The following is a 26888-nucleotide window of genomic DNA, read 5'->3' as shown; positions in this document are numbered from 1 at the left end:
ACCGCTCCGGCACCGAGGGCGAGCAACAGCGCGGCGACACACCGGCCGTAGTCCCTGAGGGACAGACAGGTCGTCGCCACCATGACCGACAGACTGGTCGCCCACAACCAGGCCGCCGTGATCGCGAGCCAGGCGAACAGCTCGGACACCCTGAACACCGGAATCCAGAGGTACTCCAGCGCCACCAGCACGAGCCACCCGAGTGACACCATCCTGAGCGACGGCCGGCCCAAAGGCTTCTTCTCGCTGGACGCAGTCGACACGGCGTGAAGTCTTCTGGAGCAATCAGCGGCCAAGCTACACCTGGACAGATAACTTCACACCGTTTGCACGGTTTCTCTCCATGTCCACGATGCTCAGGGGACCGCTGCTGAGGAACGAAGCTCCGGACCCTCGATCGCCACCGCAGGGCCTGTTCAGTCAGCCCGTACAGTCCCAAAACCGGTGGATCGCGAGGGGGCTGCCATCCAGACTGGGCCGTATGAGGGAAGACGACCTGGTGGCGGCGGCGACGATCGGGGAGGCGGGGGAGGTCCGGAGGCTGCTGGAGGGCGTTGTGCATCCGGACGGGCCCGGCGAGGACGGCAGCACGGCCCTGTACCGGGCCGCCGTGCGGGGGGACGCGGGCATCGTGCGGACGGCGCTGGCGGCCGGAGCCGATCCCGACCGGGAGAGCGGGGGCGAGGGCGAAGGGCTGCCCCTGTGTGCCGCCGCGGCCTGGGGACACCTCGAAGCGGTGGTCGCGCTGCTCGACGCCGGCGCCGATCCCGACCGGCGAGAGGACATCGAAAGGACCGCGATGACGGCCCTGCACTGGGCGGCGACGAACGAGCACCTGGCCGTCGTGAGAACACTGCTCGACCGGGGCGCCGATCCCGACCTCGACGATTCCGCCGGGCGCACCGCCCTGTCCCATGCCGCCGAGCGCGGCGCGACGGCCGTGGTCAGGATCCTGCTCGACCACGGGGCGAACCCCGCGTCGGCCGGCAGCCAGGACCGGGGCCCCCTCGATCTCGCCCGGCGCTACGCCGGCCGCGACATCGAGGCGGAGGTGCTCGCGCGGGCCGCGGAACACGCCCCGCGGGGAGCGCGGATCACCGTCCGTCGCGAGGAGTCCGAAGGGGGCGACGTGCGGATCGTGGCCGAAGTGCGCGACGACACGGGCAGGCTCCGCTCGGAGTCACGGCTCGGCACCGGCCATGCCGAGATCATCCGCCTCCTGGAGACCTGGACGGCCGGCCACGTCAACCGCCCGTAGCGCTCTCGGGATCGGGGGACGACGACGTGACGCACCGGACCGATTCCACGCCTGGGGCCGTATGGCAGGTTTGACGCCTTTTGTGCTGCCGATCGGCTAGCCGTCGAGGAATCCCTCGATCGCCTCGGCGAAGGCTGCCGGGGCGGTGACCCAGGGGTAGTGTGCCCCGGGCAGCACGATGCTGGTCCCGCGTGGAAAGATCCCGGCCAGCTCGGCCGCGTGCGCGGGCGACGGTCCCGGATCCCGCTCTCCCGCGACCACCAGGACCGGCGCGGTGACCTTCGCCAGGCTCGCCCGGGTCTTCTCGGCGTCGGGCATGTCGGTGTGAAAGCGCTTCGCCGCCTCGGCCGAGCGGTCGGCGAACCGTGTGGCGTGCGCCTCGGCGGTCTCGTTCCAAGGACTGTAGAAGAACGGCTGCGCCCTCAGGCGCCGGCTCTCGTCGCCCGCGTCCCACGCCTTGAGGTCCGGCAGCCTGCTCTCGTACCAGCTCTCATCGGCTCGGTGTTCGATCTGGGCGTACCACTGCTCGTCGGTTATCTCGATCCCCGCCGGGTGCACGCTCGGTGTGACCAGCACCAGGTGCCCTATCCGTTCGGGATACCGGGCCGCGTACAGCAACGCCAGCCCTCCGGCCGCCGAATGCCCGAGCAGGTCCATCCGCTCGAACCCCAGGCGCGCACGCAGCGCCTCGACGTCCGCGACCATGCGGTCCATCGCATACGTGTCCGGATCGAGTGGCGCCGCGGACTCGCCGGTTCCTCGATTGTCCAGCAGGAAGAGCCGACGCCGAGCCGTTAGACCGCCGAGATCTCCCAAGTACCGCGAGGACCGCCCCGGCCCGCCCGGCAGGCAGACCAGCGCCGGCCCTTCTCCCCGCTCATGACAGACGAGCACGGTCCCGTCATACGAAGTGAAACTGATCATTCCTCCATCCTCGCATCGCAGCCCCGGGAGCCGTCAGGCCACGATCTCGATCTCCAGCCCGGAGCCGACCGGACACCGGACAACCGCCTGTGCGCCTCGCCACTGCCACGCGTCGGCTCGTTGGGCGGACCGGATATCTGCGACCGTCGGATCAGAAGTGGAGGACTGCTCTTGCGCTGGCTGGTGTACTGACCTGCGATCCAGGGGGATTGCCCAATCGTGGTGAACCGGGCGTTCCGCGTATGTTCCGAATCTTGTTGACGAGAGATCTATGGCTTTCGGCCGACTGAGCGGATGCGGGCCGGTTCGAGGCTTTGAGCATGGAGCCGGATGGCGAGGCATTCGCGGTGGGCGACGACGGCGGTGCTGCCGGGGCCATCGGCGCTGCGGACGTCCATGGTCACGCCGTCGCCTCCCGGGCTCAAGGCGACTAGCGTGCCGCAGAAGTCGCACCTCCATTGGAGGCATTCCAGGTCCTGGCTGCGCAGGCTCAACCGCGCCCAGGCGGGCGAGGTGTAGCGGTGAAGCTGCTGGACGACGGCGTCAACCTCGGCACCGACCGGGGGTACTCCTCGGGAAGGGCGCGGAGGTTTCCCGATGGGCTGTCGATTACGGCGGCGTCCACGGACGCGCCAATGTCCTCATGGCCGGGGATCACCACGCTGATGCCCCACGGTTGATGGGTGGTCACCCGGGCCCGGACCGTTTGCCCGGGGACAAGGCCGGCCCCCGCGGCATCGAATCGACGCATCCAGCCATTCTCCTGCGTCGAACGCCTCGGCCGGACCGCTGCTTGGCGGCGTTATAAGCTCACGGGCCTGATGCGGGCAGCGCGCTTGGCCTCGTCTCCCTCGGCGGGTTGCCGACATCAGCTTGGGAAGTGCGTGGATTACGGCTTGTAGGCGCGCTGAGCTGGGCGTTTGGCATGTCATGAGTGACCGTGGTTGACCTCTCGTCACCCTGTCTAATGGCACGCCAATGGCACGAGCGGCAGGATGATCCGATGAAGCTGAACGAGAAGGTCGCGGCGCGGATCGCGGAGGAGTACCTGGACCGGTGGCGCCGTGTCGCGCGCTACGACGAGCTCGTCGTGATGGAAGAGAACGACGACAAGGATTGGGAGAACGTCACCGGCCAGGACGGCCAGGAGTACAAGGTTCTCTCCTACGTGCTTCCATATGGCGACGAGACGCTTCGGATGGTGATCTCGGTGAACCACCGGAGGGAGGATCACGCGGCTGCCGACCCGCTGATCCGGGAAGCGGTCATGCGCTCGGACGGCACCGTGACCACACCGGCGGATCTGGCCGAGCTGGAGGACCGTTGGCTTCTGCCCTATCGCGGTATGCAGGTGGTCCAGGTCTGGGTGAGCTATCAGTTGACGTTGCTCCTCGACGGTGACGCCCAGGTGAGCATCGCGTCCACGGCGACGCTCACCGGCGGCCCACTGAGCGCTCCCGATGCGAAGCCGGTCCAACTGGTTCCTGAACGCCAGGAGGTGGCACCGGCTCTGGCTCTCTTCGGCGCGACACTCGTGTCATCGGTCGTCTTCAAGTCCGGTGCGCTGCGGCTGGTCTTCGACACCGGGACGCACCTGAACGTGACGCCCGATTCCCGCTACGAGGCGTGGAGCACCTGCGGTCCTGACGATGTGCGCTTCGTCTGCCTGCCGGGCGGCGGGCTTTCGATTTTTCGATGATCGGAGGAGCCGGTTCGGAAGATCTCGGCACGCGACTCTCGGACCTGCTGTTTCCCAGGTCAGCGGCGGTCGCGCTGTGTCTGTGAGTCCCCCTTGTTCAACCTCCTGATGTGTACGCAACGGGCACGGCATGACGCCAAACCCCAACCGCATTAGGAGCTCGGGTCCTGGCCGTCCCAATCAGTTCCACCTGGACCAACGCGCTCGGCCGGTCCACGTGGAACGGCATGGCACGGCGGTGAACTGCAACCCAAACTGCAACCCGGGCCGGACCATCACCCGCGCAGACGCGCGTATCTCACCCGCCTACTCATTTCGTCTGCCGTCGCCCTGGCCGCGGGGAAGCAGGGTAGGTCCGGGGTCAAGGTGGGGCGCCCTGCTGGAGGCCGGCTGTCGGTTCCGCTACATCTGAGCTTGGACGTTCGACACCTCCCGTGTGACATCGGTGTTCGCCCATCGGTCGTGAAGCGTCCGGCCTTCAGGGTCGAAAAGCGCCCACACCCCATCCACGATGAGAACGATCGGCCCGGCGACCGGCGCGAAGACCAGGAGCGGAAAGATCAGCGTGCGGAGGGCCGTCCTTCCCGCCGTCGGCCGTACTGTCGTCCGCGTGGAGATGAGGCGGATGCGCAGCAGGCGTTTGCCCGGTGTCTGTCCCCACAGGCTGTGCTGCGCCCAAAAGTACAGAAACACAACGAACAGGACGAGTAACGGTTTGGGATCTGCGTTGTCCAGCGAGAGCCCCGCCCCGTTCAAAAGCCCGTAGCCCAGGTAGATGGAGGAGAAAAACTCGTCGATGCCGGTCAGCAGCAGGAGGGGTTGGACGACGAAGGTAAGGACCACGAGGACGACCGCGTAGTCGACCAGTAGTGCCACCGGCCGGCGCCAGGTCACACCGGTCGACGAGGCGACCTCCAGCCGTTTCGAGTTGGCGCCGCTCACCATCCGGGTGACGAGCAGGACGAGCGCGGCGGCGCCCAGGAGGCAGAGCTGGGTGCTTCCCCAACTGCTCATCACCGTGGCGAACCATTCAGTACTGAGGATGGGGATCGGGCCGCCGCACTCCTCCGCCGAAGCGTAGAGGGGAGTGGCCGGCTTGATGACCGCGATCAGAACGAGAACACCTGCCGTTCGGCGGCCCACGCTCCGTGGATTCCGGTGTCCAAGGCAGGCGAGAAATCCTCCCAGGACCAGCAGCGCGGGGATGGCCCATGCCTCCACGTTCTGCATGATCCCGTCGAGATCGCCGCGCAGGAGGTCCAGCGGCGATGTCTCCAACCACCCGGAACCCATGCAAGCGTGCATCTCGACCGGACCGGGGTGAAGCCGAAAGCGCCACTCCTCCCAGGTCGGGAAGGCGGCGACAGCCGCAGCCACCATCCAGGTCAGTAATGCCAGCCTCGACAACCGGGGGGAGTTCGACAAGGTGGTCCTTTCACAGACTGGGACACACCTTAGCGATCTTGGGGCAACATACGCCGATGACCGACCAGGATCGGTGGACAGGTGTTTTGGCTGGTGGAGCCTAGGAGATTCGAACTCCTGACATCTTGCTTGCAAATCGGTCGGGTCTTGGGCCGTACGGGCCGTGAGCTGGGCGGAGGACTCCCCGCGAGTGACCGTGACTGACCCCTGTTGACCGCCCTTAATGGCCCGCTAATGGCCCGGCGGGCAACCTGGCAGATCTGCTCGGCGACCGTCCCGGTCAGGCGCACGACCAGCAGTAGAGCTGCTGGCCATGTTCCTTCGCGCGGCGGGACAACCCGATGAGATTCTTGGCCACGGGCATCAGATACTCCAGGTCGTCCGAGCTGAAGTGTGAGAACTCTTCGATCTTCGCCCAGCGCTCCACCACCCCCGGCAGGCGTGCGTCGTCGGCGCCGGCAAGCAGGTCACGCACGTTCACCGACAACTCCTCGATACCCACGTCGCCAAGGTAGGGCGAGTCCTCGGGCAAGGCGTCCCACTCCTCGTCGGTCTGCGGGAACGGGTCGGGATACGAGGAGGGGTACAGGCTCACTGTGGTGTCCACCCCTGTGGGCAGGTCGACGTTGCCGATGAGCGCCGCCAGCTCGTTCAGGGTTATCCACGGGTCGAGCCACTTGGTCTCCACGGCGTCGAACTTAGGGACGCTGTACTTAGGGTCGGCAATTACACGGGAATGCTCCGGCTGGATGATCGCCGTCTCACGATCCGCAGCCCGGTAGTACTCATAGAAGCCCATGCGGGTGATCCTGGTCCGGCACGCGCAACAGGGCAACTCCCGTCAACGACGTCGTCTTCCTGGCATCCTGCTTGCAAAGTCTCTATCGCGTCTGGCTGCTGAGCTGGGAAGACACTGACCTGCGGGGGAGCGGGACGAGTGACCGTGGTTCCTCATGAGTCCCCCTTGATCACTCTCCTGACGGGCATGCAACGGGCACGCTAGGGGCATCAGGAAGGTCTGTACCTTCGTCGCTCTGGTGCTCGGTGGGCCGGGCGTGAGGAACGAATCCCCGGACCGTCGATCGCCCCCAACCCGTACAGAGACCAGCCCTGCCTGGCGATCGTGAGGGTGGTACCGTTCCGCGGCATCTTGCTTGAAGTTCAGCCTGTGACAGGATAGCGCTATGTCGATCACACGAAAGGGGCATGGCGCGTAGGCGTCCGGCTCTGGTTCGCGCTGATGCCCCGTGGCGCTCGCGGACAACCGTCGCGGAAGTTCCCGCAATTCCAGGCCTGTCGTATCGAGGTCGTATCGCAGTCGCTCGTCTGGAGTACGCACGCTATTGGCCCGGTGCGGCGGAAGAGGCGTTACGCGCCTGGGCATTGTTTTTACGAGACCCATGGCATCGGCTTTTTGATCCGGCGCAGTCCTGCGGGGAAATGTTTTGCTGTCCTGATCCTGTCGAGCTTCGAGCGCTCTTGGACGTCCTGGTTCGTGTCCTGCCCAAAAAGGACGCTCGCGTACTTCGGAAGCGGATCGGTGACCTGGATGATCTCTGGTAGCGGTCTGAGACGTGAGTGCGCAGCCAACGTCAATCCAGAGCATCCGAACGAATGTGAGGCGATGGGGCGGCGGCGCGTCGCTGGGGTCGGTGAATGCATCGGTTACGGCAAGCACGCGGTGCGGCTACGGCTTGGGACCGGCGCCCACGCCGCACGCCTGGACGGCGGGCGGCAGAGGGCCGGATACAGCGGCGCGGCGCGCCGTCGCCTTGATAACCATGAGATTAATTCGGCAACTGTTGGCCGTGCTCTATGTCCTGTCTCGCTTGATGGTTGACACTCTGGCTTCGCTTGATGCTTGACACCTTGATCGTTTTCTGTGCCTGCTCGTGGCGTTGTCTGCGCTTCGGGGAGGCCGGGATGGCATTGGTGGAGTTGAGTGTGGTGGAACAGCGCTATCACGCGGTGATCGAGGTGTTGTCGGGGGCGAAGGTCACCGATGTCGCCGGACGGTACGGAATCTCGCGTCAGTCGGTGCATACCGGGGTGCGCCGCTATCAAGAGGGCGGGTTGAGCGCGCTGGCCGATCGCTCGCACCGGGTGCGGGCGCATCCGATGCGAATACCGGCCGTTATCGAGGCGATGATTTGTGAATTGCGTCGGGCTCATCCCCGGTGGGGGCCGCGCACCTTGGGGTGGGAGATGGCCCGGCGCGGGGTGGATCCGGTGCCCTCGCGCTCCAGCATCTACCGGGCGCTGCTGCGTAACGGCTTGATCGATCCGATGGCCCGTAAACGCAAACGTGGCGACTACGTGCGCTGGGAGCGGCCCGAGCCGATGCAGCTGTGTCAGATGGACATCATGGGCGGGGTGCTGCTGCAAGACGGCACCGAATGCAAGCTGATCACCGGAGTGGACGACCATTCGCGGTTTTGTGTGATCGCCTCGGTGGTGGCCCGGCCCACAGGGCGGCAGGTCTGCGCGGCGTTCGCCACGGCGATGCGCACCTTCGGGGTGCCGTTGGAGGTGCTGACCGACAACGGCAAGCAGTTCACCGGCCGGTTCGGCGGCCCTAAGGCCGGTGAGGTGCTCTTCGAGCGCGTCTGCCGGGAAAACGGCATCCGGCTGCGCCATACCCAGCCACGGACCCCGACCACCACCGGGAAGATCGAACGCTTCCATCAGACAGTGCGCCGGGAACTGCTCGACGATGAGGCGCCGTTCGCCTCGATGAACGCGGCGCAAGAAGCGGTGGACGCCTTCACCGAGCACTACAACACCGCCCGCCCGCACCAGGCGCTGGAGATGGCCTTTCCCGCCGACCGCTTCTTCGCCGCCCGGGCCGGCCAGCAGCAGCGGCAACAGGCCGATGAGGCGTTACCGCTGCGGCTACCGGCGAGCTTGACCATGGCGATACCACCACCGCTCTCGCAGGCCGTCTCGGCGCCGCCGGAGGTCATCACCGATGACGAGACACCGGTCACAGAGCCGATGGCCCTGCAAGCCATCGAGATCGAGCGGGTGGTGCCGGACTCGGGCAACCTGTCGGTCGGCCGCCAGCAGGTCTGGCTCGGCCCCGACCGGGCCGGGCTGGCGATCACGTTGTGGATCAGCGCCGCGCATCTACACGTATTCACCGCCGGTGGCGGCCGGCTCAAGACGGTGGCCTCTCGGCTGACGGTCAAGGACCTGGCGGCTTTGGTCGCCTCCGGCGCTGCGCGTCCAGCCGGGCCCGCGCCGGTCCTGGAGGCCCCGCGGCACCGTCCGGCCATCGAGGTGGATCGGCTGGTCAGCTCGATCGGGATCGTCAGCTTGGCCAGCCAGGCGTTGTGCATCGGTGCTCATCTGGCCGGGCAACGCGTCACCTTGCGCCTGGACGGCATCACCGCCCAGGTCATGGACGGCGAACGCACCCTGCTGCGCGCGGTGCGCTGCCCGCTGCCGATCACCGAGTGCGGGCGGCTACGCGGAGCTCGGCGGGCCGGGCCACCGCCGACCGCGCCCACTGGGCCGGTCACCGTCCAGCGCACGGTCTCCATCCGCGGCACCATCATGGTCGTCGGCCAGAAGATCCAGGTCGGCCGGGTGCACGCCCGCAAGATCCTCGACGTGGTCGTCGATGACACCCACATCGCCATCCATGCCGACGGTGAACCGATCCGTGTCGTGTCCCGAACCACCACCCAGGAGATCACCAGGATCAAGTCCAGAGCGCATACTAAACAGCGAAAGACCAGCTAGGAGTGTCAAGCATCATCCGGCGCCAAAGCGTCAAGCATCAAATGAGACTAGACATTGGCCGTGCTCTAGGTACAACGGGCGGCCGATGCTGCGGGCGGTAACAGCGGCCATGACGCGGTTGGCCAGTCGTTCGATCAGCAGGCCGGGTAGTTCCTCGACGGGGTGGAAGTCGTAGCCGGCCAGCTCGTCGGTGCCGAGTCGGATGCTGTTGCGCATGCTCGGGGTGAGGGTTCCCCCGTCGAAGAGGAACAGGATCTTGTCGCCTTCTTGGGGGTGGGGTGCCCAGTCGACCACGAGGAGGTCGCCGATCGGTGGTTGGATGCCGAGTTCTTCGTGGACTTCGCGTACGCATGCCTGGAACGGGGTCTCGCTGGGTTCGATGTAGCCGCCGGGGATGTCGCGGTAGTCCTTGTAGTGGGGGCGGACCAGGAGTAGGCGGCCGTGTTCGTCGAAGAAGAGTGCCCCGGCTGCGGCGCGGGGAGTGGCCATTGGCGGGGTCTCTTGTCCGGTCATGATCCCTACGGTATGGGAAGTCCGCCCCGTGTGAAGGTTCCTCAGGTGACGCGCAGCCGGCGGGCCAGATCGGTGAGCCGGTGGCTGGGCTTGCCTTTCCGGCGGCGGATCCAGCTCAGGACGAGTTGGCGGCTGAGGTAGTGGTGGCGGATCTGCTCGGGGGCCAGGTGCTCGGCTTGGAGGAGGGTGTCCAATGCCTCGTCGGTGCGGTTCCACTGGCTGAACGCCTGGGCGACGGTGATGCCGTGGCGGGCGCGGCGCTCAATCGGCAAAGCACTGGTGTCCAGGCCGGGGCCGAGGTCGATGGCGACTTGGACGTCTCCCAGTTCGATGGCGGTGGCTACCTGGTGGATGGCCACGTTGGTGGGGCCGAACGCGGTCCACACGTGGTTGGCGTCGCCTCCCAGACGGCGGGCGGACTCCGCGGCTTCGGTCAGGAAGGCTCGGGTGGTGGCGCGGTCTTCTGCGCGGGCGGCGGCCATCGATCCGGCGAGGAGGAGTGTGCCGTGCACCGACAGGAGTTCGGGACTCGCCTGGGAGAGGTCTTCTTGGAGGAGTCCGGCGGCGTCGCTCGTCAGTCGGGAGGCGGCGTCGTAGCGGCCGTTGGAGAGCAGGGCGTGGGTGACCGATCGCAGCAATGAGGCGACCACGATCTGATCGCCGGAACTCTGGGCGTAGGTGAGGCCGCGTTCGGCGGCGATCCACGCGAGGTCGGTCTCTCCGACCTTGACGAGGATGGTGGCCGCGGCGTGGTAGGTCTGGCCGAGCAGGCTGAGGGCCTGGATGCGCTGGTCGGCGTGGTAGGCGCCGACGGCGTGGTGGGCCTCGGCGAGAAGCGCCGACAGGCGGCGGACCACGAGTCCGTACCGGGATGCCTGGTAGGCGTGCCATACGTCGGCGATCTCGCTGCGCAGCTCGGTGAGGCTGGGGGGTTCGTGGGCCCGGGCGAGATTGGCGAGCGGGGTGAGCCGGCGGTAGTCGGTGATCGCTGCCCGCAGGGCCGGGATGGTGCGATCTCCGCTGTCGGAGTTCCAGTCGAGTAGGGACGGCTCGGCGAGGAGGTCGCCGAGGGCGACGTCCAGAGCGCCCGCCAGGGATTTGATGACCGACAAGCGGTCAAGGTCGATGCGGTCGTTTTCGACTTTGCTCAGCCAATCGACCGTGCGGCCGACAAGACCGGCCAGGACTTCTTGTGACATTCCTCGTCGTCGGCGATACCACGCTACGCGTTCTCCGATGGTCAGGTGATCCGTCATGCCTCGCATATCGGTCAGCCTCGCATGGATGTCTCGGATACCCCGGAATTCTTTTCCGGGGCGGAGCGGCCTGTTCTTCCTAGTGTCTCGACTGATCGAGAAAACGTCCATCGCGGCGGAGGAGTAAGGAGTGGATAGACAGGCTCACATGCGACCGGCGGGGAGGGCTGTTCATCCTGCCGGGGCAAGAGGTGGCGGTATGTCGAGGTGAGCGCGGCCTACGGCGTGCAGGTCATCGACGGCCGACGCAGCCGGAGAACACGGAGCGATTGCTTCGACTGCTCCGGAACCGGGCGGTGGGAAACATGACAGACGTACTTGTTTGGCGATGTCCGGTTGAATTGGAAAGCGATGATTCTTCCTATTCTGCTGCGGTGCTCGCCGAGGAGCTGCGAAATCTGGGAATGCCCGCCGATATTCACCGGAGTTTCGGTATTGCGCTGATTTCGGTGTGGATTGACCTGGTCGTCTGGACCAACGGGATCTCCTACCACTGGTGGTCGGGAACGGTGTCGGCGCGCGGACGCCGGCTTTATGCGTACAACCCGGTGGGTGATCCGGTGACCGCTGCTCGCCGGATCGCTGCCCGGTATGCGGAGCTGCGCGGTGGTCACCCCTTGTCGAGGCTGGTCGAAGAGACGCAATGCGTTCTTCCGGATGATCGCCGACCGATCGACCTGCGCGGGAGGCGTTCCGTCCCGCCTGTCTGTCCGGAGTGATCCGTGACCCTCAACGAGTTGAAGGCCGTCTACGGCAGGCGCTGGAGTATCTCGGCGTCTCTGGGGGGCGGGTGGTACGCGGTGCGCCGAGAGGACCTTTCCCTCAAGAGCCTCCAGCGTGGCCTGTCCCATGTGCGGTGCGGCCAGACCTTGGAGGAGTTGGCCTGCCGCCTGGCGGCCGAGAAGCGAATCGAGGAGCAGTGGTGGACGGCCGGTGTTCTGGACGAAGGTCCCGGGTCGGCTGCCGGTAGTCCACCGAAGCAGGCGCGACGGAGAGATTGACCGCTACTGGTGTGCGGCCGGCACTGAGCGTGTCCTTCGCCGCCGCGCTGTGGCCCGGCAAGCCTGCCCTTCCCACACCTAGGCTTGCCGGGCCTTCCACCGATGGCCGGCTCTTCCGGACTCGTACGGGCGGGCTGATCTCCGGGTCGGCGCACGCCAAGGTATGGAAGGAGGCTCGGATATACGCCTTCACCCCTGACCAGGTCGCCTTACCCCTGGCGGGCAGGCCGTACGACCTGCGGCACGCAGCGGTCTCCCTCTGGCTCAAGGCCGGGGTACACACGCCGGAAGTCGCGGAGAGGGGCAGTCATGGGGTGGACGTGATGCTCAAGGTCTACGCCAAGTGCATCGACCAGGATTCGAACCTGCGACCGCCGGATCAGAGGTCCGATGCTCTGTTCAGCCGACGGTCGTGGCTTGTCCAACACCTTGGCGGCATGAACGAACGGGACCGGACAGCGGACGGTGGCCCGTCAGGCGTCCGTGTCGTATGGCCGTCGGCGGCGATCAGCCGCCGAAGAGCTGGGTGAGTTTCTGGAACAGCTCGTAGACGCCGTAGGCGAAGGGGAGGCCGACCCAGGTCCAGGCCAGGATCATCAGGGGGGTGTTCCCGGCCAGGGCGCGGTCGTCCGCCATCACGAGTCTCCTCCTCTTTCGTGCCGAATTTCGTGGTGTACGGGATCCTCATGCTGGCCGGGACCCTCGTGGTGGACGGGATGCACCGGGCGGATCAGCTCGTTGGCCAGGAAGCCGACCACCAGCAGCCCGATCATGATGTAGAGGGACGTCGTGTAGAGCTCCGGTCCCGACCGGCCCGCGGCCTTCTGCGCGTCGGCGATGGCGTTGACGATCAGCGGCCCGAGGATGCCTGCGGTGGACCAGGCCGTCAGCAGCCGTCCGTGGATGGCCCCTACCTGGTACGTCCCGAACAGGTCCTTCAGGTAGGCCGGTACGGTGGCGAATCCTCCCCCGTAGAAGGACAGGATGCCGAGCGCGCAGAGGATGAACAGGAACTTGTGGGAGTCCCCGGCCAGGGCGATCGCCAGGTAGAAGAGGGCGCCCACGCCGAGATAGACGCGGTACATGTTCTTGCGGCCGATCAGGTCCGAGGTCGAGGACCACACGAAGCGCCCCGCCATGTTCGCCAGGGACAGCAGCGCCACGAAGCCCGCCGCCGCGGCGGTCGTGACCGGCATGCCGGTGTTCGCGAAGAAGTCCTTGATCATCGGCGCGGCCTTCTCCAGGATGCCGATGCCCGCGGTGACGTTGAAGCACAGCACGACCCACAGGAGCCAGAACTGCGGCGTGCGGATCGCGTTGCGCGCGGAGACGTCGGCGGCGGTGACCAGCGGGCGGGCCGCGGCCTTCGCCGGCTCCCAGCCCCGTGGCCGCCAGCCCTGCGGCGGGACCCTGATCAGGAGCACGCCCATCGACATGAAGGCCGCGTAGACCAGGCCGTGCACCAGGAAGGTCGTGGCTATCCCGCCCGTGCCGGTGCCGAACGTCTCGAGCATCTGGTTGGACCACGGTGAGGCGATGAGGGCCCCTCCGCCGAATCCCATGATGGCGATGCCCGTGGCCATGCCCGGCCGGTCGGGGAACCACTTGATCAGTGTGGACACCGGCGAGATGTAGCCGATGCCGAGACCGATCCCGCCGACGAAGCCGTACCCCAGCACGACGAGCCAGTACTGCCTGGTGGCCACGCCGAGCGCGGAGATCAGGAAACCCAGGGAGAAGCAGACCGTGGAGACGGACATCGCCCAGCGCGGGCCGTTGCGCTCGACCAGCGTTCCCCCGAACGCGGCCGACAGGCCGAGCATGACGATGCCCACCTGGAAGGGCAGGGCGCTGGCCGTGCCGGAAAGGTGAAGCGCCGACTCCAGGGGCGGCTTGAAGACGCTCCACGCGTACGCCTGGCCGATGGCGAGGTGCACCGAGAGTGCCGCCGGGGGGATCAGCCAGCGGCTCCAGGCCGGCGGCGCGACCGTACGCGCACGGCTGAAGAAACCAGAGGAGACGGTAAATATGGGGGGTTTTGCCCGTTCGCCCGGCATGCAGATAACCGTATTCCGCGATCACTCCTTCGTCGAGAGTGGCCGATGCGGCAATTGAAACGATTTTCTGGGGATGTGGCCGGGCGTTCCGGCTCGCTCACGGTCCGGCGGGGATCGCGGTGCCGGTAACCGGAGGAAGGGGGCTGGACGAAACCGGCGTCCCTGGGGTGGCGGTAGAAGGTGACCTCTCCGGCTTCCGGGGCGTACGACCGGGTGGGGGCGTCGCGAATCCCGTCCATCCCATCGCTGTATCGTGTTTGACTTATATAAGCTGTTCTTGAAATAGTCATCGAGCACACGTTCGAGGCCCTCGGCGAACCCAGCGCCGGAGCCGACGAGCGGGCCGCCCCGTGACCGGGGACGGCCTCGTCCTTCACACCCGCTGCCAGGAGTTCACCGGATGTCGCAGAAGATCACTACTTTCCTGATGTTCCAGGGCGCCGCCGAGGAGGCGATGACCTTCTACATGTCGCTGTTCGACGACGCGGAGATCCTCGCCATCACCCGCTACGGCCCCGAGGGGCCCGGCGCGGAGGGCAGCGTGCAGCACGCCACGTTCACGCTGGCGGGCGGGGAGTACATGGCCATCGACAGCAACGTGCAGCACGCCTTCGGCTTCACCCCGTCGATCTCGCTGTACGTGCAGTGCGAGTCGGAGGCGGAGATCGAGCGCCTGTACGCGGCCCTGTCGGAGAACGGCGAGCCGCTGATGCCGCTCGGCTCCTACGGCTTCAGCAAGCGCTTCGGCTGGACCAACGACCGCTTCGGCGTCTCCTGGCAGCTGAACCTCGCCTGACCGCCGCCCCCCGCCGCCGTGACCCGCCGTGACGGATCCCCGCCCCCGCCGGGGGGATCCGTCACATGTGAGCACGCGGCCATGCGTCCTCGTGCGTGCTCACGGCGTCGTCGCTCAGTTCTCCCGAGGGACCTCGTTCTCCCGCAGGACCTCGCGCAGCCGGGAGGCGAATCCGTCGGGGTCGTCGGCGAAGGCGATGTGGCCGCCGGGGAAGTACGTCGGCTTCGTGCCGAGCGCCGCGGCGAGTGCGGTCGACGCGTGGTCGCAGAGCTGGCCTGCCGACTCCTCCCCGATACCGACCACGACGGAGCCCGGCCCGGCACGCAGGGCGTCGATGTCGGGCTCCCATCGGGTGGTCGCGCGCATCTCGTGCAGGAACCAGAAGCGCTCGTCCGCGACCTGCTGCGGATCGGGCTCGGCCGGTGCCTCCGCGGGACCGCCCGCCGGCTCCTCGAAATCGGGCATCGGGAGGTTGGCGTTGATCATGAACTTGGCCCAGGCGCCCGCGACGTCGCCGGAGACGTAGGTGGCGATGATGTCCTCGACCGCGGCGTCGCGCTCCTCGGGGTCGTCGAGCAGGCGGTTCAGCGGGGGCTCGTGCGCGATCACGGTGCGCACCTGCTCGGGGTGGGCGACGGCGAGCGCGAGCGCGGTGACGGCGCCGCCGCTGGAACCGAAGACGGCGGCCGGACCGGCACCGAGGTGGGTCAGGAGCCGGGAGAGGTCGTCGGCGCGCATTCGCGGGGTCGAGTCCCGGCCGGGTTCGTCGAGGGAACTGCGGTTGACGCCCCGGGGATCGGTGGTGAGCACGGTGTGGTCGTCGGCGAGCAGGTCGGCCAGCGGCGCGAAGTGCGCGGCGTGCATCGGGGCGCCGACGAGCACCACGAGGGGTCCCTGGCCCCGTACCTCGTAGTAGAGCGTGGCGTCGGGGACCTTGAGGTGGTCGGCGGTGACGATCGTCGCGGGGTTCATGGCAGCCTCCTGGAACGGTTTGGACTGGAACGGTTTGGAGCGGTGCTGTGGTGCTCGGTCGAAAGGAAGACTGCCGAGGTGAGGCAGAATCGTCGTTCGTGAGGGAGATTTCTTCGCGGACCGCGAGCAGGGCGACGGAAGGCACCGGGGACGCCGACCCGGTCCGGGCGCGTGGCGCGAACACGGGCCCGGTCCGGGCGCGTGGCGAGGACGCGGACCTGGCGCGGGAAGGGGACAGGAGCCCGGTTCGGGGGCACGACGGTGAGCGGGATCCGAGCTCGGTACATGGCGGTGACGACGATCCCACCCCGGTACGTGGTGGTGATGATGATCTGATCCGGGCGCGTGGCGGTGAGCGGGATCCGAGCTCGGTCCGTGACGGTGACGATGATCTGATCCGGGCGCGTGGCGGAGACGACGCCGCGTTCACCCGTCTCGTGGAGCCGTTGCGTCGTGAGCTGCACGCTCACTGCTACCGCATGCTCGGCTCCACCCACGACGCCGACGACGCCCTGCAGGACGCCCTGCTGCGGGCCTGGCGGGGAATCGCGCGCTTCGAGGGCCGCAGCTCGTTGCGCTCTTGGCTCTACACCGTGGCCACCCGCACCTGCCTGGACATCGTCGCCACCCGGGGCAGGCGGGCGTTGCCCGTCGACCTCGGCCCCTCCAGCGACCACGCCGTGTTCGGCGACCCTCCGCTGACCGACGTCGCCTGGCTGGGCCCCTACCCCGACGCGGGCCTCACCGACGACCCGGCCGGTCCGGGCGCACGCTACGAGCAGCGCGAGGCCGTCGAGCTCGCCTTCGTCGCGGCCCTGCAGCACCTGCCGGGCAACCAGCGGGCCGCGCTGCTGCTGTTCGAGGTCCTCGGTTTCTCCGCCGCCGAGATCGCCACCACGATGGACACCACCACCACGTCGGTGAACAGCGCCCTGGCGCGAGCGCGCAAGGTCGTCGCGGACAAGGTCTTTCCCCGCACCCAGCAGCCGACGCTGCGGAAGATCGGCGACGCCCGGGTACGGGAGATCGTCGCCGGCTACTCCTCCGCGCTGGAACGCGGGGACGCCGACGCCCTGGTCGCGCTGCTGACCGAGGACGTCACCTGGTCGATGCCACCGATGGCGCACTGGTACCGCGGCCTGGAGGCCGTCACCGACTTCGCCGTACGGGTCCCGCTGACCGGCTGCGGAAGCTGGCGGCACCTCCCGGCCGCCGCGAACGGCCAGCCCGCGGTGGGCTCCTACCTCTGGGACGAGGACGCCGCCGCCCACCTCGCCTGGTCGATCGACGTGTTCACCCTGCGCGACGATCGGATCGCCGAGATCACCTCCTTCGTCGACCCCGGCCACTTCGCCCCCCTCGGGTTGCCTGCCTCGCTGCCCTGATCCATCCTGATCCATCCTGATCCGTCCTGTTCCGGGGGTGCGCCGGTATCCGGGCGCGGCCACGTGACCTCGGCGGGGCCCGCCGCCGGCGCGTCACCGGGAACGGCCGTCCCCGACGGCGGGGGCCGCGGCGCCGCTCCTCCGGACTCCGCGGGCTCACCGGCCGCCCGGGCGGTTCAGCTGAACCGCTGATCGAGGTGGAACGTCACCTCGGCGCCGGCCTGGCTCTTGCCGATGAGCTTGCACAGGGCCGCCCTGATGGGAAGCCAGTGCGGACCGTTGCCCGACGGCATGAGGGTGGCGGTGAACGGGTGGCCGTCGATCGTCCCGCCGATCCTCACTGCCCGCCTCGTCCCGAGGAGCTCGGCGGAGTTCGGCACGGTCACGAAGGTGGCGAAGGCCCCGTCCTTCTCGATCGGCGCGGTGAAGGTGTGGTCGAGCGGTCGCGCGGGCTTCTGTACGGACATCTTCGTCTCCTTAGGTGGTGATGGCCGGTCGAAGAGGTGACTCCCGCGATGGGAGGGAATCGTCGCTCGTGAGCAGGAATTCTCCAGGACGGGGGGATTCACCTCATCGGCGGCGGCGGCGCATCCGGCCCCGGAGCACGTGGAGGCGGATGTGCCACCCGGCCGCGGGAGCGGAGGAAGCCACCTGCCGATGCCCACCTGCCGATGCCGTCCGCCAGCGCCGTCCGCCGGCGCGGCCCGAGACCCGGCCGCGTCCCGACCCGGCGCGGTACGATCGTCGACCCTGACGCGGGGGTGGACGAGGACGTGACGGGCGGCACCGAAGGCCGGTCACGCCGCAGAGGTGTTCCCCGGCGAACCGGCGACCGGAGTGACGCAATGGATCAACACCGTCGGCGGACCCTCCGAAGAAGAGGGGGGTGGCTGCTCGCCCTGCTCGGCGCGCTGGTCGTCGCCGCGCTGGTGGGGGTCGCGGTGGCCTTCCCGTCGGTCGCCGCCACGACCTGTCCAGGCTGTTATGGCATGGAACGGCTCAAACCGGGCCTGTACGTCGAGCCGGACCTGCCGGAGGCGCGGCAACGGCAGGTGGCGGAGGTGGTCGACGCGGCCGTCCGGCGGGTGGAGGACTTCTACGGCGGGCGCGAGAGCTCTCCCGGCGTTCTGGCCTGCGTGACCGGTGCGTGCTACCGGAGGATCGGCGGGGGAGGGGAACGCGGGATCGCGGTGCTGAGCCGCACGGTGATGCTGTCGCCGCGCGGGCTCGACCCGGTGATCGCCTCGCACGAGATGTCGCACGTCGAGTTGCACGCCAGGCTCGGATCGCGGAGGGTCCCGCAGTGGTTCGACGAGGGACTCGCCGTCCTGGTGTCCGGCGATCCGCGCTATCTGGCCCCCGAGACGGCCCGCGACCGGTGCCTGGTGGACTCGAAGGAGGCACTGCCCGCGACGCTCGAGGACTGGCTGCGTGTCGCCGGCACCGACCAGCGGCTCTACGCCAAGGCCGCGTGCCGGGTGAGCCGCTGGGCCGAGGCGAACGGCGGGCGACAGGCCGTGCTCGCACTGATCGAGCACGTGGCGGGCGGCGGTGAGTTCCCGGCGGCCGGATCGGCCGGCATGCCTTCCTGACCGCGCGAAGGGACGTGGCGGCGCCGACCGGCGCCACCCGGTCGCCGAACCGGGGACCGGAGGCTGCTGCCGGGCCCGCAGCGGCTTCGATCCGGGCCGCCCGCCGGCCGGTTCGTCCGGCACCCCAGTACCGCTGAAAGGTCCCCGGCAGGTCCCGTGGAAGATCACGTGGAAGGGGGCGGGAATCCGCGGGGAAACTGGCGGGGCGGCAGGCGCGGCACCACGAGCCGGGGTCTCGCCGCCGCGTTGGGGGTGTGCGGCGGCTGGAGGACCAGGCGCTCCTTGGCGGCCTCGATCGCCCGGTCCAGCTGGGTGTCCACCCCCGCCGCGTAGTCCTGCGGGGTGATGTCGACCTCGATGTCGGGGTCGGTGCCGTAGTTCTCCACCCGCCAGCCCACGTCGTCGAAGGCGAAGGAGAACTCCGGCTGGGTGGTGACCGTGCCGTCGGCTAGGTGGTGCCGGGGCCAGATGCCGATCACCCCGCCCCAGGTGCGCTTGCCGATCAGGGGACCCAGGCCCAGCAGCTTGAAGGTGTGGCTGAAGATGTCGCCGTCGGAACCGGCCCACTCGTTGGTGATGGCCACCATCGGGCCGCGCGGCGACTCGTCGGGGTAGGGCTCGGGCACGCCCCAGCGCGGGAAGTCGTAGCCCAGGCGGCGCCGGGCCAGCTTCTCCAGCAGCAGCGCCGACACGTGGCCGCCGCCGTTGAAGCGGACGTCCACCACGAGGGCCTCGCGGTCGTACTCGGTGAGGAAGCCCCGGTGGAACTCGGCGTAGCCCTCGGGGCCCATGTCCGGGATGTGCAGGTAGCCGATCCGGCCGCCGCCGAGCTCGTGGCAGCGGGCCCGGTTCGCCTCCACCCAGTCGCGGTAGCGGCCCGGCTGCTCGTCGCCGATGGCCCGCACGGTGACGGTCCGCCTGTCGTCCCCGCGCCGGATCGTCAGCTGCACCTCCTGGTCGGCCTGGTTGACCAGCAGCTCGTCCGGGCTCGTGTCCGCGCCGACGGGCTGGCCGTTCACGGCCAGCACCGCGTCACCCGGCCGTACGTCCACCCCGAGGCGGTTGAGCGGCGAGGTCGCCTCCGGATTCCACCGGTCGCCGCCGACGATCCTCGCGATCCGGTAGACGCCGTCCGCGAAGGCCCAGTCGACGCCCAGCTTGCCCTGCCGGTAGTGCGGCCGGGACCGGTAGGCGCCGCCGCTCTCGTAGGCGTGGGAGGTGCCCAGCTCGCCGAGCAGTTCCCACAGCAGGTCGGAGAACTCGCCCCGGGTGGTGACCCGGTCGACCAGCGGCAGATAGCGCCGGTAGACGTCGTCCCAGTCGAGCCCGGCCATGTCCTCGGTCCAGAAGTTCTCCCGCTGCAGCCGCCAGGCCTCCCTGAACATCTGCCGCCACTCCGCCTCGGGCCGGATGGACACCTTCACCCTGGACAGGTCCACCCACCCGCTCGTACGGCCGGGCGCGTCGTCGTCCTCGGGCTCCTCGTCCGCCTTGACCATCCGCAGCCGCTTGCCCGACTGGTAGAGCAGCGTGGTCCCGTCGCGGCCGAGCGCGAATTCCGACACGTCCCCGACCAGGGTCTCCTGCTTCTGCTTGGCGAAGTCGTAGACGTGCAGGGTGCCGTCGGAGGAGTCGGCGTAGTCGTCGCCCAGGCTGCCCTCGACGGGGAAGGTCAGGTAGACGGCCTTGCCCTTGATCCCGGCGATGGCGTCGTAGCGTCCCTCGGGGACGGGGAAGACGACGACCCGGTCCTCGATGCCGTCCAGGTCGATGACCACCTCGGGCGGCCCGTCGTCCTCGCCCTCGTTCTCGCCGTGGTCGCCGTCGCCGCCACGGTCGTCGTCGTCATCGTCGTCGTCCCCGAGCGGCCGGGGCTCGGGGACGAAGGGCGAGGTGACGTCGGCGCGGAGCGCGATCGCGTAGGGGCGGGAGCCCAGCGGGAAGCCCAGGTCGAAGTGGAGCTCGTCGTAGACGGGGTTGAAGACGCGCCGGCCGATGAAGTACAGGTAGTCGCCGCCCGGGTCGAAGGCCGGGCGGGCGTCCCACAGCACCGGCCGGGTGGCGAGGAACGTCTCGCCCGTCTCGACCCGGCACAGCTTCACCGCCGTCGTCTGCGCGGTGTCGCGGCAGGCGTACGCCAGCCAGCGGCCGTCGGGGGACCAGGCCAGGTCCTCGATCGCGCCGAACCTGCTGGAGTCGATCACCCGGCCCCGCGCCCGCCCCTCCTCGCCAGTACCGCCGGAGACACGGCTGGAGACACGGCTGGAGGCGCGGCCGGAGACCTCACCGGGCGCGGGCCCGGGCGCGAGGTCGACCAGGATCAGCTCGTTGCGGTGGTTGGCCACCGCGACCAGGTCGGCCGTGGGGGAGACCTCCAGCTCGATGGCGCGGCCGGTGTCGAGGTGGTCGAGCCTGGCGGGCTCGGTGCCGCCGTCGGCGGTGAGCACCGTCAGCACCTCGCGGTCGCCCTCGTCGCTGGCCGCGGCCACCAGCCGCTCACCGTCGTTGAGCCAGTTCAGCAGCCGGTACCGCACCCCGTACAACGCCCCGTGCTGGCGCACCGGGCCCTCCCACGCGGCGAAGGAGAACGCCTTGCCCCGGGTGGTGACGGCCAGGCCGACGCCGTCGGGGCTGAGGGTCGCGCTCTCCAGGAAGTCCTCGGCCGGCGCGAAACGGCGGTTGCGCTGGGTGCGCGAGCTGCGCAGCCGCACCTCGATGGGGCGCGACTCCCCGTCCTCCACCAGGTACAGCTCGGCCCCGGCGTGGTAGACCAGCCTGCGGCCGTCGCCCGACAGGTTGCGGGCGTAGTAGTCGGTGTGGTCGGAGTGCCTGCGCAGGTCGCCGCCCTCGGCGTCGCAGGAGTAGACGTTGCCGACCCCCTCGTGGTCGGAGATGAAGTAGACCCGGTCACCGGTCCAGCAGGGCGACGCGAGGTTGCCGGGCAGCGCGGTGAGCCGCCGGAACCGCCCGTCCTCGCCGGTCCCGATCCACAGGTCGCCCATGGTGCCGCCCCGGTAGCGCTTCCAGCGGGCGGGGTCGGCGGTGTTGCGGCCGAGCACGATCCGCGGGCCGTACGAGATGGTGTTGGCCGGGCCGTACGGCAGGCGCTCGGGCACCCCGCCGGGCTCCACCCGGTGCAGCCAGTTGCGGCCGTCGAAGGGCTGGCCCTGGTCACTGGCGTAGACGACGCCGCCGCGGGGATCCCAGCCGGTGACGCTGGAGCGTGCCCCGTGGTAGGTCACCCGCTGTGCCGCGCCGCCGTCGGCGGGCATCACGTAGACCTCCTCCGGCCCCTCCTCGCGGCCGACGAAGGCGAGCAGGTCACCGTCGGGGGAGAAGCGCGGGTATCCCGCCTCCGCCACCCCGGCGGTGAGGCGGAAGGCCCGCCCGCCGCCGGCGGTGACCATCCACAGGTCGTCCTCGGAGGCGAAGACGACAATGTCCCCGAAGATCGTGGGAAATCGCAGGTAGGCGGGCATCGTGTCACTCCATGATCGGGTGACCGGGTTTCACCCCGGTCACCCGATCATGATTTCACGCCCTCGGCGACTGGATGGGCCGCCCGCCCTGGTGGGCGGGTCCCGTTTCCGGCACCCTGGCCTCGGGCTGCCCGGCCTGTTTCTTCGCCTCCTTGGCCGACCGTGTCGCCTTGATCGCGGCCTTCTTGCTCTTCCCCGAGGCCTTCGCGGCCTTGTTCTTGGAATCCTTGGTGTCCTTGGAGTCCGTCATCGTTTCCCCCGTTGTGCTTGATGGACGATGCCGTTGATTAGGCATTCAAAGAGGTTTAATACCCTTTGCGGGCATCAATCATCCACGTTCGGTGACGTGATGGATGCGCACGGTGATCGGGCGGCGGAGGGGCCGGGTCGTGTTCTCGAACACGACCGACGCGGTGAGGCGGCGGGCGAACGCCGGGTCGCCGGTGTGCCCGTCGGTGTGCCCGTCGGTGTGCCGCAGGGGCGGCGCGGGAATGCGCGGGGCGAATGCGTGGGGAGAACGCGCGGGGGGACAGGAGCCGCCTGACGGGCCGAACCCGGCACTGCCCGGCCGCGCCCCGCCAGTGCCCGGCCGAACCCGCCGGCACGACGCCCGGGGCGGGCCCGGGCCGCACCGGGGCATCGCCGACCACCGCCACGGACGGGGGCCACGATGGCCGCCGGCCTCCTCCGCTTAGTGCTGCTTTAGCAGGCGTCATTAGCGTTCTGACGCGGAAGGCCGAGGTGGGATCCGCGGCACCACCTCGGGAGCGCCGGACCTGACCGCCTGACGACGCGCACGACGCGGAAACGGCTCGATGGAGGAGCAGCATGGGGGAAAGCCCGATACGAGTTCTGTCCGTGGGGACGGCCCTGCCGGGACCTCCCATCGACACCGCCGCACTGGCCGAGCGTTTCGGGATGGACCGCCTCTGGCAGCAGTGGGTCGACACCTTCATCGGCACGCGGACCCGGCACCTCGCGATCGACCTGAGGTCGGGTGAGCGCATCCAGGACCTGGCCGATCTCGGCGAACTCGCGGCGGTCCAGGCCCTCGCCCGCGCCGGGATCTCCGCCGCGGAGATCGACGTGGTGGTGCTCGGCACCGCCACGCCGGACACGCTGATGCCGACCACCGTGAACGTGATCGCCGACCGGTTGCGCATCGACGGCGTGCCGACCTTCCAGCTCCAGTCGGGCTGCTCGGGAGCCGTGCAGACCTTCGACGTGGCGGCCGCGCTGCTGGCCACCGGCCGGTACCGGACCGCGCTGGTGATCGGCGGGGACGTCATCGCCAAGCACTACGACGTCAAGGTCGACCTGGCCGCGCTGCCGCCCGACGAGGTGGTCAACTACCTGCTGTTCGGTGACGGCGCGGGCGCCGCGGTGCTCAGCACCGAGGACCGTCCCCAGGCCCCGGTGGTCCGGTCGGTGCTCACCAGGCTGTCGGGCCTGGACCAGGCCCCCGGCCAGACCCTGCGGTGGTACGGCCTGGCGGACCGCGACAGCGCCGAGGCGCCGGCGAGTGAGGACTACAAGGCCATCGAGAGGCTCGTGCCCGTCCTGGCCGAGGAGGTCGCCGAGGAACTGCTGGACGACCTCGGCTGGGAGCGGGACCAGGTCGACTACCTGCTGCCTCCCCAGTTGTCCGTCACCATGACCGACAAGATCGCCAAGCGGCTGGACTTCTCGTCGGCCAAGGAGATCTCCTGCGTCGGCGAGACCGGCAACAACGGCAACGCCCTGCTGTTCTTCCAGCTCGACCGCCTGCTGCCCGAGATGGCGACGTCGTCGCGCGCGGTCGCGGTGGCCATCGAGTCGAGTAAGTGGATCAAGGCCGGTCTCGCGCTGGAGCGCGGCCGATGACGGCCGGGATCTCGCGGGCGGAGTTCGTGGACCTGCTCCAGGACGAGATCGGGCTGAACGTCGGCGACGAGGACCTGGGACGGGCCTTCGACGACCTCTCCGGCTGGGATTCGGTGCGGCTCCTGGCGATGCTCGTCCTGCTGGAGAAGCACCTGGGCAGGCCGTTGTCGCTCCCCGGTTTCCTGGAGGCGGCGAACCTCGAATCGATCTACGAGATGGTGAACCGTTGACCGAGCAGCCTTTCGCCACCCAGCGCCGTCACACCCTTTTCTTCCTGGACCAGATCCGTGACTTCTCGCCGGTCTTCCTCGACACCGAGGTGGACGCGACGGCGATCGTCGCGGGGCGCGAGCGGGCGCGGCGGGCGGGTGAGCGCCGGTCGGTCGTCTCCTACGTCGTGCACGCGGCCGCGGCCGTGCTGCGCAAGCACCCCGAGGCGAACGCGGCGATCCGGGGCCGCCTGGATCCGGTCGTCGCCACGTACGACACCGTCGCCGCCAAGGTCACCCTCGACAAGACGCTGGACGGTCACCGGGTCGTGCTGGCGACGGTGATCGGCGGCCTGGAGAGCGCGAGTCTCGCCGAGGTCCAGGCGCACCTGGACCGGGCGATCGAGGCCGACCCCGACACCGCCGAGGAGTTCGCCGGCATCCGGGCCCTGCGGCGGCTCCCGTGGCAGGTCGCGCTCGACCGGTTCCGGGAGGTGGCGGGACTGCTCGACCGGCGGCCCGCCGTCACCGGGACGTTCAGCGTCACCTCGCTCGGCCACCGGGCGGTCGACGGGTTCCACTCCGTCGGCGGCACCACGATCACCCTGGGGGTCGGCCGGATCGCCGACCGGCCGGTCGTCCGGGAGGGCGCGATCGTGATCGCCCCGGTCATGCGGCTCTCCATGGCGTTCGACCACCGCGTGATCGACGGGGCGGAGGGCGCCGACGTACTCACCGAGATCAAGGACGCGCTGGAGGGATACGCCGAATGAACGACCTGTCCGAGCTCAAGCGGTTCGTGGTGGCGCACGCGATCTCACAGAACCTGCCCGCCGACCACTACGCGAGCCTGCTGGAGCGGATCACCTCCGACACCGGTGACGAGCCGGGTTCGTGGCCCTACGAGTGGATCCGCGCGGGGGAGGAGGCGGAGGACGAGGGCGAGACGTCGGCGGCCTTCCAGTACCACAACATGGGACGGTTCCCGTTCGTCGACGGCCCGGGCCGCAAACGGGCCCTCGCGCGCTGCGTCGAGGCGTTCGAACGCTGGCGGCGGGGGCAGCCCGGGATCGAACCGGTCGTCGTCGAGGTCGGCGGGATCCCCGTCAAGGTGTGGGCCACGGGGCTGTCCGCCGAGGAGCCGCGCCCGCTGCTGGTGATGACCGGCGGCATCGTGAGCCCCAAGGAGCAGTGGGCCCCGGTGCTGCCGCAGATCGCGGCCTTCGGGATGGCCGGGGTCGTGGCCGAGTTCCCCGGCGTCGGCGAGAGCCCCCTGCGGTACGGGCCGGACGGCTGGCGGCTGTTCCCGGCGATACTGGACGCCCTGGCCGGGCGGGCGAAGGTGTCCGAGACATACCTGCTCGCGCTGAGCTTCAGCGGCCATCTGGCGATCACCGCCGCGCTGCGCGACCGGCGGATCCGCGGCGTGGTCGGCAACGGGACGCCGATCCACGACTTCTTCACCGACACCGCCTGGCAGGCGCGGGTGCCGAGGATCACCAGGGACACCCTGGCGCATCTGGCCGGCGTGTCGCCCGGCGCGGTGTTCGAGCACATCCGGGACTGGGCGCTCGACGACGGGGACCTGCGCGGCCTGGAGGTCCCGTTCGCCACCGTGAGCGCGACCAGGGACGAGATAATCCCGCCCGGGGACACCGAGCGGCTCAAGCGCTCCGTGCGCGACCTGAGGCTGGTCGAGCACCACGACGTGCACGGCGCCCCGTCGCACCTGGCGGAGACCCGGGCGTGGAGCCTGCTCGCGGTGCAGGAGATGCGGCCCGACGCCGATCCCCGGGTCACGGCGGCGCTCGCCACCGCCCTCGACGCGGCCCGCGCGGGGGCGGGACGATGACCGCGACCGGGATCGGCACGGGAACCGGGACGTCGGTCAGGAGCGACTGGCTGCGGCAGTTCGCCCCGGCCGCCGCCGGCGCCCCCTGCGTGGTGGTGTTCCCCCATGCCGGTGGGTCGGCCGGCTTCTTCGTCCGGCTGGCCCAGGAACTCTCGCCGGCGGTGCGCGTGCTCGCCGTCCAGTATCCGGGCCGCCTGGACCGGCGCGGCGAACCCGCCGTCGAGGACCTGCGGGAACTCGCCCGCCGGATCGCGGCGGCGGTCGCCGAGGAGCGGCCGGCCGCGCCCCTCGCCTTCTTCGGGCACAGCATGGGCGCCCTGGTGGCCTTCGAGGCCGCGCTGCTCGGCGAGCGGGGCCTCGGCGCCGCCCCGGATCTGCTCTTCGTCTCGGGCGGGCGCGCTCCGGCCCTGACCCGGGTCGATCCGGCCGTCCTGCGTGACGACCGCTCCCTGATCGAGGAGGTCGTGCGTCTCGGCGGTACCTCCCCCCTGGCGCTGGAGGACGAGGGTCTGCGCGATCTCGTCCTTCCGGCGCTGCGCAGTGACTACCGCGCCCTGCGGGCGTACGTCCCGGCGCCGGGCGCGCGGGTCGGCTGCCCGATCGTGGCGCTGGCCGGGGACCGCGACCCGCTGGCGGCCGTCGCCGAGGTGGAGCGGTGGCGGGACAACACCTCCGGCGGGTTCCGGCTCAGGGCCTTCCCCGGGGATCACTTCTACCTGACGCCGAGGTCGCGGGACGTGGCGGAGACGGTGTGGCTGGCGCTCACCGGCCGGGACTGACTCGGCCGCCCTTCCCGCCGCGCCGGCGCACCGTCCCGGCACCACGTCCGCGGCCTCGCACGGCCACACGACACCACGTCCGCG

Annotated in this window: 26 protein-coding genes; 15 read left to right on the top strand and 11 right to left on the bottom strand. The window is 69.4% G+C overall.

The window, feature by feature from the left end:
* Nucleotides 1-81: 81 nt before the first annotated feature.
* Nucleotides 82-270 carry a hypothetical protein gene (locus tag ACFFRH_RS27100; protein ID WP_386160476.1) on the top strand — a complete coding sequence of 63 codons (189 nt, stop codon included), beginning with the start codon at nucleotides 82-84 and terminating at the stop codon, nucleotides 268-270.
* 211 nt (nucleotides 271-481) lie between these two features.
* The gene (locus ACFFRH_RS27095; protein ID WP_386160474.1) at nucleotides 482-1258 is read left to right on the top strand and encodes an ankyrin repeat domain-containing protein; all 777 of its coding nucleotides are present in this window, start codon (nucleotides 482-484) and stop codon (nucleotides 1256-1258) included.
* A gap of 96 nt (nucleotides 1259-1354) precedes the next feature.
* Here ACFFRH_RS27095 and ACFFRH_RS27090 read toward each other — a convergent pair whose 3' ends face one another.
* Nucleotides 1355-2182, bottom strand: a complete 828-nt coding sequence (locus ACFFRH_RS27090) for an alpha/beta fold hydrolase (protein WP_386160472.1) — start codon at nucleotides 2180-2182, stop codon at nucleotides 1355-1357.
* A 330-nt stretch (nucleotides 2183-2512) separates the two neighbouring features.
* Here ACFFRH_RS27090 and ACFFRH_RS27085 point away from each other — a divergent pair, with 330 nt between their 5' ends.
* From ACFFRH_RS27085 to ACFFRH_RS27075, 3 genes are all read left to right on the top strand, one after another.
* Nucleotides 2513-2701: a hypothetical protein gene (locus ACFFRH_RS27085; RefSeq protein WP_386160470.1), complete on the top strand. Its 189-nt coding sequence runs from the start codon at nucleotides 2513-2515 to the stop codon at nucleotides 2699-2701.
* A gap of 2 nt (nucleotides 2702-2703) precedes the next feature.
* Entirely contained in the window at nucleotides 2704-2862 is a 159-nt protein-coding gene (locus ACFFRH_RS27080) for a hypothetical protein (RefSeq protein WP_386160468.1), read from the top strand.
* A gap of 323 nt (nucleotides 2863-3185) precedes the next feature.
* On the top strand, nucleotides 3186-3881 hold the full coding sequence (locus ACFFRH_RS27075) for a DUF6188 family protein (RefSeq protein ID WP_386160466.1): 696 nt from the start codon (nucleotides 3186-3188) through the stop codon (nucleotides 3879-3881).
* A 402-nt stretch (nucleotides 3882-4283) separates the two neighbouring features.
* Here ACFFRH_RS27075 and ACFFRH_RS27070 read toward each other — a convergent pair whose 3' ends face one another.
* Both ACFFRH_RS27070 and ACFFRH_RS27065 read right to left on the bottom strand, forming a co-directional pair.
* Nucleotides 4284-5306: an RDD family protein gene (locus tag ACFFRH_RS27070; RefSeq protein ID WP_344744081.1), complete on the bottom strand. Its 1023-nt coding sequence runs from the start codon at nucleotides 5304-5306 to the stop codon at nucleotides 4284-4286.
* 280 nt (nucleotides 5307-5586) lie between these two features.
* Nucleotides 5587-6105, bottom strand: a complete 519-nt coding sequence (locus ACFFRH_RS27065; protein WP_344744080.1) for a YjeF N-terminal domain-containing protein — start codon at nucleotides 6103-6105, stop codon at nucleotides 5587-5589.
* A gap of 1139 nt (nucleotides 6106-7244) precedes the next feature.
* Between ACFFRH_RS27065 and ACFFRH_RS27060 the strand changes: the two genes are divergently transcribed.
* Nucleotides 7245-9050, top strand: coding sequence for an IS481 family transposase (locus tag ACFFRH_RS27060; RefSeq protein ID WP_344744084.1), 1806 nt, complete (start codon nucleotides 7245-7247; stop codon nucleotides 9048-9050).
* A gap of 30 nt (nucleotides 9051-9080) precedes the next feature.
* On the opposite strand, the gene ACFFRH_RS27055 is transcribed toward ACFFRH_RS27060, so the two are convergent.
* Entirely contained in the window at nucleotides 9081-9563 is a 483-nt protein-coding gene (locus tag ACFFRH_RS27055) for an NUDIX domain-containing protein (protein WP_344744079.1), read from the bottom strand.
* A 41-nt stretch (nucleotides 9564-9604) separates the two neighbouring features.
* Nucleotides 9605-10819 (bottom strand): helix-turn-helix domain-containing protein, encoded by a 1215-nt coding sequence (locus tag ACFFRH_RS27050; protein ID WP_386160463.1) that lies wholly within the window; start codon nucleotides 10817-10819, stop codon nucleotides 9605-9607.
* 374 nt (nucleotides 10820-11193) lie between these two features.
* Here ACFFRH_RS27050 and ACFFRH_RS27045 point away from each other — a divergent pair, with 374 nt between their 5' ends.
* Nucleotides 11194-11538 carry a hypothetical protein gene (locus ACFFRH_RS27045; protein WP_386160461.1) on the top strand — a complete coding sequence of 115 codons (345 nt, stop codon included), beginning with the start codon at nucleotides 11194-11196 and terminating at the stop codon, nucleotides 11536-11538.
* Nucleotides 11539-12327: 789 nt separating this feature from the next.
* Here ACFFRH_RS27045 and ACFFRH_RS27040 read toward each other — a convergent pair.
* A complete protein-coding gene (locus ACFFRH_RS27040; protein ID WP_344744076.1) occupies nucleotides 12328-12456 on the bottom strand; it encodes an MFS transporter small subunit in 129 nt (42 codons plus the stop codon).
* Nucleotides 12456-13877 (bottom strand): L-lactate MFS transporter, encoded by a 1422-nt coding sequence (locus ACFFRH_RS27035; RefSeq protein ID WP_344744075.1) that lies wholly within the window; start codon nucleotides 13875-13877, stop codon nucleotides 12456-12458. Before ACFFRH_RS27035 ends, ACFFRH_RS27040 begins: the two co-directional genes overlap by 1 nt.
* 400 nt (nucleotides 13878-14277) lie before the next feature.
* On the opposite strand from ACFFRH_RS27035, the gene ACFFRH_RS27030 reads away from it, so the two are divergent.
* Nucleotides 14278-14673, top strand: coding sequence for a VOC family protein (locus ACFFRH_RS27030; RefSeq protein WP_344744074.1), 396 nt, complete (start codon nucleotides 14278-14280; stop codon nucleotides 14671-14673).
* Between the two features lie 114 nt (nucleotides 14674-14787).
* On the opposite strand, the gene ACFFRH_RS27025 is transcribed toward ACFFRH_RS27030, so the two are convergent.
* The gene (locus ACFFRH_RS27025; protein WP_344744073.1) at nucleotides 14788-15645 is read right to left on the bottom strand and encodes an alpha/beta fold hydrolase; all 858 of its coding nucleotides are present in this window, start codon (nucleotides 15643-15645) and stop codon (nucleotides 14788-14790) included.
* A gap of 47 nt (nucleotides 15646-15692) precedes the next feature.
* On the opposite strand from ACFFRH_RS27025, the gene ACFFRH_RS27020 reads away from it, so the two are divergent.
* Nucleotides 15693-17030: a sigma-70 family RNA polymerase sigma factor gene (locus ACFFRH_RS27020; RefSeq protein WP_386160457.1), complete on the top strand. Its 1338-nt coding sequence runs from the start codon at nucleotides 15693-15695 to the stop codon at nucleotides 17028-17030.
* Nucleotides 17031-17206: 176 nt separating this feature from the next.
* Here ACFFRH_RS27020 and ACFFRH_RS27015 read toward each other — a convergent pair whose 3' ends face one another.
* Complete coding sequence (locus tag ACFFRH_RS27015; RefSeq protein WP_344744071.1) at nucleotides 17207-17497, bottom strand: DUF1905 domain-containing protein; 291 nt, start codon at nucleotides 17495-17497, stop codon at nucleotides 17207-17209.
* 378 nt (nucleotides 17498-17875) lie between these two features.
* Between ACFFRH_RS27015 and ACFFRH_RS27010 the strand changes: the two genes are divergently transcribed.
* A complete protein-coding gene (locus tag ACFFRH_RS27010; protein WP_344744070.1) occupies nucleotides 17876-18622 on the top strand; it encodes a hypothetical protein in 747 nt (248 codons plus the stop codon).
* Nucleotides 18623-18786: 164 nt separating this feature from the next.
* Here ACFFRH_RS27010 and ACFFRH_RS27005 read toward each other — a convergent pair whose 3' ends face one another.
* Nucleotides 18787-22101: a S41 family peptidase gene (locus ACFFRH_RS27005; RefSeq protein WP_386160455.1), complete on the bottom strand. Its 3315-nt coding sequence runs from the start codon at nucleotides 22099-22101 to the stop codon at nucleotides 18787-18789.
* A 55-nt stretch (nucleotides 22102-22156) separates the two neighbouring features.
* Nucleotides 22157-22351: a hypothetical protein gene (locus tag ACFFRH_RS27000; protein WP_386160453.1), complete on the bottom strand. Its 195-nt coding sequence runs from the start codon at nucleotides 22349-22351 to the stop codon at nucleotides 22157-22159.
* A 578-nt stretch (nucleotides 22352-22929) separates the two neighbouring features.
* Here ACFFRH_RS27000 and ACFFRH_RS26995 point away from each other — a divergent pair.
* The 5 genes from ACFFRH_RS26995 to ACFFRH_RS26975 are packed head-to-tail and all read left to right on the top strand — an operon-like array spanning nucleotide 22930 to nucleotide 26804.
* Entirely contained in the window at nucleotides 22930-23964 is a 1035-nt protein-coding gene (locus ACFFRH_RS26995; protein WP_386160451.1) for a 3-oxoacyl-ACP synthase III family protein, read from the top strand.
* Nucleotides 23961-24194 (top strand): phosphopantetheine-binding protein, encoded by a 234-nt coding sequence (locus ACFFRH_RS26990; RefSeq protein ID WP_386160449.1) that lies wholly within the window; start codon nucleotides 23961-23963, stop codon nucleotides 24192-24194. The genes ACFFRH_RS26995 and ACFFRH_RS26990 overlap by 4 nt, the downstream gene beginning before the upstream one ends.
* Entirely contained in the window at nucleotides 24191-24946 is a 756-nt protein-coding gene (locus ACFFRH_RS26985; RefSeq protein ID WP_386160447.1) for a 2-oxo acid dehydrogenase subunit E2, read from the top strand. The genes ACFFRH_RS26990 and ACFFRH_RS26985 overlap by 4 nt, the downstream gene beginning before the upstream one ends.
* Nucleotides 24943-26025: an alpha/beta fold hydrolase gene (locus ACFFRH_RS26980; protein ID WP_386160445.1), complete on the top strand. Its 1083-nt coding sequence runs from the start codon at nucleotides 24943-24945 to the stop codon at nucleotides 26023-26025. Before ACFFRH_RS26985 ends, ACFFRH_RS26980 begins: the two co-directional genes overlap by 4 nt.
* Nucleotides 26022-26804, top strand: a complete 783-nt coding sequence (locus tag ACFFRH_RS26975; RefSeq protein WP_386160443.1) for a thioesterase II family protein — start codon at nucleotides 26022-26024, stop codon at nucleotides 26802-26804. The genes ACFFRH_RS26980 and ACFFRH_RS26975 overlap by 4 nt, the downstream gene beginning before the upstream one ends.
* Nucleotides 26805-26888: the final 84 nt, after the last annotated feature.

The sequence above is a fragment of the Streptosporangium vulgare genome (assembly GCF_042428775.1).
Taxonomy (GTDB): Bacteria; Actinomycetota; Actinomycetes; order Streptosporangiales; family Streptosporangiaceae; genus Streptosporangium; species Streptosporangium vulgare.
Note: the sequence above shows the minus strand (reverse complement) of the source record. Positions and strands in the feature narration are given on the sequence as shown.

Bases quoted from the DNA above. Each gene is read 5' to 3' on its own strand.
- ACFFRH_RS27040 (WP_344744076.1), bottom strand. From the start codon at position 12,456: ATGGCGGACGACCGCGCCCTGGCCGGGAACACCCCCCTGATGATCCTG.
- ACFFRH_RS27035 (WP_344744075.1), bottom strand. From the start codon at position 13,877: ATGCCGGGCGAACGGGCAAAACCCCCCATATTTACCGTCTCCTCTGGT.
- ACFFRH_RS26980 (WP_386160445.1), top strand. From the start codon at position 24,943: ATGAACGACCTGTCCGAGCTCAAGCGGTTCGTGGTGGCGCACGCGATC.
- ACFFRH_RS27005 (WP_386160455.1), bottom strand. From the start codon at position 22,101: ATGCCCGCCTACCTGCGATTTCCCACGATCTTCGGGGACATTGTCGTC.
- ACFFRH_RS27025 (WP_344744073.1), bottom strand. From the start codon at position 15,645: ATGAACCCCGCGACGATCGTCACCGCCGACCACCTCAAGGTCCCCGAC.
- ACFFRH_RS27065 (WP_344744080.1), bottom strand. From the start codon at position 6,105: ATGGGCTTCTATGAGTACTACCGGGCTGCGGATCGTGAGACGGCGATC.
- ACFFRH_RS27075 (WP_386160466.1), top strand. From the start codon at position 3,186: ATGAAGCTGAACGAGAAGGTCGCGGCGCGGATCGCGGAGGAGTACCTG.
- ACFFRH_RS27000 (WP_386160453.1), bottom strand. From the start codon at position 22,351: ATGACGGACTCCAAGGACACCAAGGATTCCAAGAACAAGGCCGCGAAG.
- ACFFRH_RS27095 (WP_386160474.1), top strand. From the start codon at position 482: ATGAGGGAAGACGACCTGGTGGCGGCGGCGACGATCGGGGAGGCGGGG.
- ACFFRH_RS27015 (WP_344744071.1), bottom strand. From the start codon at position 17,497: ATGTCCGTACAGAAGCCCGCGCGACCGCTCGACCACACCTTCACCGCG.
- ACFFRH_RS27050 (WP_386160463.1), bottom strand. From the start codon at position 10,819: ATGACGGATCACCTGACCATCGGAGAACGCGTAGCGTGGTATCGCCGA.
- ACFFRH_RS27090 (WP_386160472.1), bottom strand. From the start codon at position 2,182: ATGATCAGTTTCACTTCGTATGACGGGACCGTGCTCGTCTGTCATGAG.
- ACFFRH_RS27010 (WP_344744070.1), top strand. From the start codon at position 17,876: ATGGATCAACACCGTCGGCGGACCCTCCGAAGAAGAGGGGGGTGGCTG.
- ACFFRH_RS27100 (WP_386160476.1), top strand. From the start codon at position 82: ATGACCGACAGACTGGTCGCCCACAACCAGGCCGCCGTGATCGCGAGC.
- ACFFRH_RS27055 (WP_344744079.1), bottom strand. From the start codon at position 9,563: ATGACCGGACAAGAGACCCCGCCAATGGCCACTCCCCGCGCCGCAGCC.
- ACFFRH_RS26995 (WP_386160451.1), top strand. From the start codon at position 22,930: ATGGGGGAAAGCCCGATACGAGTTCTGTCCGTGGGGACGGCCCTGCCG.
- ACFFRH_RS27030 (WP_344744074.1), top strand. From the start codon at position 14,278: ATGTCGCAGAAGATCACTACTTTCCTGATGTTCCAGGGCGCCGCCGAG.
- ACFFRH_RS26975 (WP_386160443.1), top strand. From the start codon at position 26,022: ATGACCGCGACCGGGATCGGCACGGGAACCGGGACGTCGGTCAGGAGC.
- ACFFRH_RS27085 (WP_386160470.1), top strand. From the start codon at position 2,513: ATGGCGAGGCATTCGCGGTGGGCGACGACGGCGGTGCTGCCGGGGCCA.
- ACFFRH_RS26990 (WP_386160449.1), top strand. From the start codon at position 23,961: ATGACGGCCGGGATCTCGCGGGCGGAGTTCGTGGACCTGCTCCAGGAC.